At 71.9% G+C, this 6,458-nt stretch carries 6 protein-coding genes; 5 read left to right on the top strand and 1 reads right to left on the bottom strand.

Translation table 11 applies throughout. From position 1 onward, the window contains the following. Both ABZ342_RS12275 and ABZ342_RS12270 read left to right on the top strand, forming a co-directional pair. Window positions 1–399, top strand: a 399-nt coding sequence (locus ABZ342_RS12275) for a ribonucleotide-diphosphate reductase subunit beta (protein WP_360471898.1), incomplete at its 5' end; no start/stop codon positions are given. Window positions 400–490: 91 nt separating this feature from the next. Beyond that, entirely contained in the window at window positions 491–1,396 is a 906-nt protein-coding gene (locus tag ABZ342_RS12270) for an alpha/beta hydrolase (protein WP_360471895.1), read from the top strand. Here the strand turns inward: ABZ342_RS12270 and ABZ342_RS12265 are convergent. Continuing rightward, complete coding sequence (locus ABZ342_RS12265) at window positions 1,384–1,788, bottom strand: pyridoxamine 5'-phosphate oxidase family protein (RefSeq protein ID WP_360471892.1); 405 nt, start codon at window positions 1,786–1,788, stop codon at window positions 1,384–1,386. The two genes, ABZ342_RS12270 and ABZ342_RS12265, sit on opposite strands and share 13 nt — an antisense overlap. A gap of 81 nt (window positions 1,789–1,869) precedes the next feature. Between ABZ342_RS12265 and ABZ342_RS12260 the strand changes: the two genes are divergently transcribed. The 3 genes from ABZ342_RS12260 (at window position 1,870) to ABZ342_RS12250 (ending at window position 6,386) form a co-directional block, all read left to right on the top strand. Then, entirely contained in the window at window positions 1,870–2,781 is a 912-nt protein-coding gene (locus ABZ342_RS12260; protein ID WP_360471889.1) for an AraC family transcriptional regulator, read from the top strand. A gap of 88 nt (window positions 2,782–2,869) precedes the next feature. Next, window positions 2,870–4,330, top strand: a complete 1,461-nt coding sequence (locus ABZ342_RS12255; RefSeq protein WP_360471929.1) for a cytochrome P450 — start codon at window positions 2,870–2,872, stop codon at window positions 4,328–4,330. 238 nt (window positions 4,331–4,568) lie between these two features. After that, window positions 4,569–6,386 carry a diguanylate cyclase gene (locus ABZ342_RS12250; protein WP_360471926.1) on the top strand — a complete coding sequence of 606 codons (1,818 nt, stop codon included), beginning with the start codon at window positions 4,569–4,571 and terminating at the stop codon, window positions 6,384–6,386. Window positions 6,387–6,458 lie beyond the last annotated feature (72 nt).

The raw sequence follows: 6,458 nt of genomic DNA, 5'->3' as shown, positions 1-6,458 counted from the left end.
CCTATTCAGGCTAATGTCCGCAAGACGGCGCCGCGCGGCCGGCTGAACTTCGGCATCGACTGCATCAACCAGATCAAGATCGAGAACCCGCACCTGTGGACGCCCGAGTTCCAGGAAGAGGTCCGCGGGATGCTGAAGGACGCGTGCGAGCTGGAGGTCAACTATGCGCGTGACACCATGCCCCGCGGCATGCTCGGCCTGTCGGCGCAGCTGTGCGAGCAGTACATGCACTTCATCACCGACCGGCGCGCGCAGCAGATCGGCCTCCAGCCGATCTTCGGCGAGACCGAGAACCCGTTCCCGTGGATGTCCGAGGCGATGGACCTGAAGAAGGAGAAGAACTTCTTCGAGACCCGCGTCATCGAGTACCAGTCGGGCGGCGCGCTCGACTGGGACTGATCCCCGACACCGGGTTCCTGCCTGGGAAGGATCCTTCCCAGGCAGGAACCCGCGGCTTTTCCGCGGCACGGCCCGGGGTGAAGGTGTCCTCATGACCAAGACCACCGTCACCTTCACCAGCGCCGGCCTCGACATCGCCGCGCACCTCTACGTTCCCGACGTCGCCGCCGGGCCGGCCCTCGTGGTCGGCCACCCGGGCACGGGCGTCAAGGAGCAGACCTCCGGAACGTACGCGCGGCTGATGGCCGAACGCGGCTTCGTCACGCTGGCCTTCGACGCCGCGTACCAGGGCGAGTCCGGCGGCCTGCCGCGCGGCCTGGAGGACCCCGCCCAGCGGATCGAGGACTTCAAGGCCGCCGTCTCGTACCTCACGACCCGGCCCGAGGTCGACGCCGATCGGATCGGGCTGCTCGGCATCTGCGCCTCCGGCGGCTACTCGCTCGCCGCCGCCGCGGGTGACCACCGGGTCAAGGCCGTCGCGACCGTGTGCACCGCGGAACCCGCCCGCCAGTTCCGCTACGGCGCCGACGGCACCCAGGACCCGGCCGTCTTCCAGGGCCTGCTCGACGCGGCCGCGCGGGCCCGCACGGCCGCCGCCCGCGGCGAGGACCCCGGCGTGCTGACCATGTTCCCCGGGACCGCCGCGGAGGCCGGCGCGCTCGGCGGGCAGCACGGCATCGAGGGCTGGGAGTACTACTGCGGCCCCCGCGGGCACCACGAGCGGTCCGCGAAGTTCCTCACCTGGGACAGCGTCGACAAGATGGCCGTTAGCGACGTCTTCCACGCCGTCCCGCTGATCGGCCCGCGCCCGATCCTGCAGGTCCTCGGCGAGCGCGCCGTCACCGCGTGGATGGGGCTGGAGGCCCACCGGCGCGCCACCGGCCCCGCGGAGATCCACTGGATCGAAGGCGCGAGCCACGTCGACCTGTACGACAAGCGCGAGTACATCGACCTCGCCGTCGACAAGCTCTCCGGCTACTTCGGTCAGTACGTGTAGCGGCGCACGGTCTCCGGGTGGATGACCACGCGGAGCAGGTCCGCGGCCAGGATCTCCGCGAGGTCGGCGGCGCGCACCGGGTCGCCGAGGTCCCAGTACCGGGCCGCCAGACGCGCGGCGAGGTCGTGCGCGCCCTCGGGTTCCAGCGTGGTGCGGCCGGCGACCGACACCCAGCGTTCGCGCTCCCCCACCGGCGCCGCGACGACGATCGACGCACGCGGGTCGCGGCGCAGGCGCCGCACCTTGAGCGCGTCCGGTTCGGTGAACAGCTGGACCGTGCCGTCGGCGGTGGCCTCGAACCACACCGGCCGGGGCTCGCCGCCGGCGACGGTCAGGAACCCGTGCAGCGGGCGGCGGAGGAACTCGAGGTCTTCGGGGGTCAGTGCGTCCATGGCTCCAGTGAACCGGCCCGGCTCGGACGATCCCATGGGTGAAACGCCGGATTGCCTGCGTGTTCGTCTAACCTGGCCGAGGTGGACGACCTGTTTCGCGAGCTTCGGGCCCATGGCTCGCTCTTCGGCAGCTCGACGCTGTCCCCGCCGTGGGCGCTGCACTTCGTCGACGGCGCGCCGCTGACGCTGTGCACCGTCCTCAGCGGCGCGGGCTGGATCGTGCCGGAGCGGGGCGAACCCGAGCCGCTGCGCGCCTACGAGACGGTCGTCGTGCGCGGCCCGGCGACGTTCACCTTCGTCGACGAGCCCGGCACCGGCGCCGAACCGGTCGCGTGCGGCGAGCACTGCGCGGCGCCCGAGGAAGGCGGCACTCGCCACCGGCGCGGCTGGCACGACCCGGGTGGCGGAGCGACGACGCTGATCAGCGGCGCGTACCCGGCCGGCGGGGAGATCAGCCGCCAGCTGCTGGACGCGCTCCCGGTCGTGCTGCGCGTCGACGGCGGCGGCACCGGCGACGCCGTCCTCGACCACCTCGCCGCCGAGGTCGCCGTCGACGCCCCAGGTCAGCAGGTGGTCCTCGACCGGCTGCTCGACTGGCTGCTGGTCTGCACGCTGCGCACGTGGTTCGACCGGCCGGGCGGCGAGCCCCCGGCGTGGTGGACCGCCCAGCGCGATCCCGTGGTCGGCCACGCACTGCGCCTCCTGCACGCCGAGCCGGCGGCGCCCTGGACGGTCGCCGGCCTGGCCGGGCGCACCGGGGTGTCGCGCTCGACGCTGGCCAAGCGGTTCACCGACCTCGTCGGGGAGCCGCCGCTGGCCTACCTCACCGGCCGCCGCATGGCCCTCGCGGCCGACCTGCTGCTCGACCGGGAAGCCACGACCGTCGCGGACGTCGCCCGTGCGGTGGGCTACGCCGATCCGTTCGGGTTCAGCGCCGCGTTCAAGCGGGTCCGCGGCGCCAATCCGAGCGAGTTCCGCCGCGCGGCGCGCTGAGAAGCCACCCGAAAAGAGGACACGCCCTACTGTTGTCAGGTCGTCAACAAGGGTGCATCGTGGAGGGATCGCCGATCTCGACGAGGAGATGGTCACTTTGCCGGGCACCGTGAGCCGAGCCGCCGAAGCACTGCGCGAGCGCGTGCCGCCGCTGACCGCGCTTCCCCTCCCCCACCGGGTCGACGAACGCTGGCTGCGGTCGCGCTGGCCCGTCAAGGAACTGGCGACGCCGCCCGCGGGCAGCGGCCTCAAGCCCGTCCTCGGCGACGAAGGCCCGCCGGTCGTCGGGCACATGCTGGAGATGATGCGCTTCGGCCCCGCCTTCGGCCTGCGCCGCTTCGAGCTCTACGGCCCGGTGTCGTGGACCGCCGGCTTCGGCCGGCGGATCGTCGCGCTGTCCGGACCCGAGGCGACGCAGATCGCGCTCGTCAACAAGGACAAGGCGTTCTCGCAGGAGGGCTGGAAGTTCTTCATCGAGAAGTTCTTCGAGCGCGGCCTGATGCTGATGGACTTCGGCGAGCACCACCTGCACCGCCGCATCATGCAGGAGGCCTTCACCCGCTCCCGGCTCACCGGTTACGTCAACGAGATGGGCCCGGCGCTGCGCGAGGGCGTCGCGAGCTGGGGGTCGACCGAGCGGCCCCGGCTGTACTGGGCGCTCAAGCAGCTGACCCTCGACGTCGCGACGCGGGTCTTCATGGGCATGCGCAGCGGCGGCGACGCGCACCGGATCAACCGCGCGTTCGTCAGCTCCGTGCGCGCCGGCACCGCGCTGGTGCGCTTCCCGGTGCCCGGCGGGCGCTGGTCGGCCGGGCTGCACGGGCGCAAGGTCCTCGAGCGCTACTTCAGCGAAACCCTGCCCGCCAAGCGGAAATCGGACGGCGACGACCTGTTCACCGCGCTCTGCCACGCCACCACCGAGGACGGCGACCGGTTCACCGACACCGACATCGTCAACCACATGATCTTCCTGATGATGGCCGCGCACGACACGACGACCATCACCAGCAGCGCCATGGCGTACTACCTCGCCAAGCACCCCGAATGGCAGGAGCGCGCCCGCGAGGAGTCCCTCGCCCTCGGCGACGACATCCTCGACATCGACGCCATCGACCAGCTGGAAACCCTCGACCTCGTCATGAAGGAGGCACTGCGGCTGGTCGCGCCGGTGCCGACGCTGACCCGGCAGACCGTCAAGGACACCGAGGTGCTCGGCCACTACATCCCCGCGGGCACCCTGTGCGGCGTCTCGCCCACGGTGAACCACTTCTCGCCGGAGTGCTGGACGAACCCCTTCGAGTTCGACCCCGAGCGGTTCGCCGAGCCGCGGCGCGAGGACAAGTCCCACCGGATGGCGTGGATGCCGTTCGGGGGCGGCGCGCACAAGTGCATCGGGCTCCACTTCGGCGGGCTCGAGGTGAAGTTGCTGATGCACGAAATGCTGCGCGCCCACCGCTGGTCGGTTCCGGAGAGTTACACCGCGAAGTGGGATTACGTGTCCCTGCCGGTGCCCGCCGACGGTCTCCCGGTGCGGCTGACCCCTCGCTGACCCCGGCCGCGTCCACCACTGCATACGCCGTGTGACAAAAAGTTACCGCATGTGGATGTTCGTTCACTCGTTCAGCCGGTAGACACCCCGTTACACACATGATGGCGTGGCATCGGTCGCGGGCGAGGGGTACCCGGTGTGGCTTCATGATCCCCTGGCACCGTGCTTGAACTGGCCTGACTTGCACGTGAAGAGGTGGAGTGTGCCTGAGTCCGGTGCCGCGCCAGGACTGCTGGACGTGGCGCGCCGGTGGGCGGCGACGTTGGCCGACACCAAAGGAGTAACACTTCCCCTGGAGGAGCTGGAGCCCCTGCTGCTGGAGATCGCGCACGACGCGGTCGACCACGCCGGCTCGGGTCACGGTGGCGCCCTGCACCGGTTCACGGCGCTGTACGCCGCGTCACCGATGGGGATCGCGCTGGCCGGGCCGGACGGCGAGATCGTGGAGGCCAACCTCGCGCTCGGCCAGCTCCTCGGCTGCTCGCCGAACCGCTTGCGGGGGCGCCACATCACCGACCTCGGCTCGACCGACCACGACGTCTCGCGGCTCAAGGCGGGGCTCGAGCAGGTCCGCAACGGGCGTGAGCGCTACCAGGAGCGGATGCTGCTCGACCACACCGAGGACGGGCAGCTCTGGACCGACGTCACCCTCGCCCGGCTGCCCGGCGACCGGCCGGGCTCGGTCTACCCGGTGCTGATGGTGTCCGACGCGAACGAGCTGCACCTGCTGCAGGAACGGCTGCTGCACCAGAACGTGCACGACCCGCTGACCGGGCTGCCCAACGCGTCGTCGTTCACCACCAAGCTCGAAGCGGCGCTCGGCGCCGGCGCGCGCGACGACATCGCGCTGATCTACCTCGACGTCGACGGCTTCAAGGTCGTCAACGACGGCCTCGGCGCCGGCGTCGGCGACCAGGTGCTGCGCGGGGTCGCGGGCAAGCTGTCGGCGGTGTTCACCGGCCACCACGACGGGTTCGTCGCGCGGCTGTCCGGCGACGGCTTCGCGGTGCTGCTGCGGGGCGAGCTGACCGCCACCGAGGTCGTCGAGCTCGTCGAACGGGCGCTGGAAGACCTCAACGAGCCGATCTACCTGGGCGGGCACGGCATCGGCGTGAGCGCGAGCGCGGGCATCGTGGTGCGCGCGGCCGTCGAGGACGGCGGCGCGGAGCTGCTGCGGGCGGCGGAGATCGCGCTGCACCGGGCCAAGGAGGCCGGCAAGGCGCAGTGGATGCTGTTCGACCCCGAGCTGGACGCCCGCGACCGCGGCCGCTACCAGCTGGGCGCGGTGATCGCCGGGGCGCTGGAGAACGGCGAGTTCTCGCTCGTCTACCAGCCGACGGTGAACCTCGCCGACCCCGACCGCCTCGCCGCGGTCAACGCGGGGCTGCGCTGGAACCACCCGGAGAAGGGCGAGCTCGGCTCGGACGAGTTCTACCCGCTCGCCCAGACCACGGGCATGACGGTGCCGCTGGGCCGCTGGCTCCTCGCGGAGTCCCTGGCGGCGACGGCCCGCTGGCGGACGCGCTTCGGCGCGGCGGCCCCGGACGTGTGCGTCCAGCTGCCGACCCGGCTGGCGATCGACCCCGACCTGGTGCTGCTGGTGAAGGAGCAGCTGGACAAGCACGAGCTGCCGCCCAACGCGCTGCGGCTGTGCACGGACCGCGCGTCGGTCCTCGACCCGCGCGGCGAGGTCCTGGATTCGTTCGCGGTGCTGTCCGACCTGGGCACGCAGCTGGTGCTGACGATCACGGGCTCGGCGGACCTGGAGCTGATCCCCCGCCACCGGCTGCCGGTCCACCACGTGATCCTCTCCGGCGCGGTGGTCGACGCGCTGGACTCGGACGCGCCGCCGGAGCCGGCGCTGCGGCACCTGACGCAGCTGGTGACGCGGGCCCGGGAGCTGAAGCTCCGGGTGGGCGCGGAGGGCGTCCGCACCCACGAGCAGGCCGCCCGGCTGCGGCAGCTGGGCGTGCTGGCGGCCCGGGGCCCGTTCGTGACCGACTCGGCCACCGGCGACGAGGTCGACGAGCTGATCGCCCGGCACCCCACCCGCTGATCCGGAGCGGGACCAAGCCGGGTGCGCGGCGGCTCCGAAGACCCGGCAGGATGGGTTCTGCCGCCGACGAGA

Source organism: Amycolatopsis sp. NPDC005961 (assembly GCF_040629235.1).
GTDB classification, from domain to species: Bacteria; Actinomycetota; Actinomycetes; order Mycobacteriales; family Pseudonocardiaceae; genus Amycolatopsis; species Amycolatopsis camponoti.
This window is presented reverse-complemented; position numbering and strand designations above follow the sequence as displayed.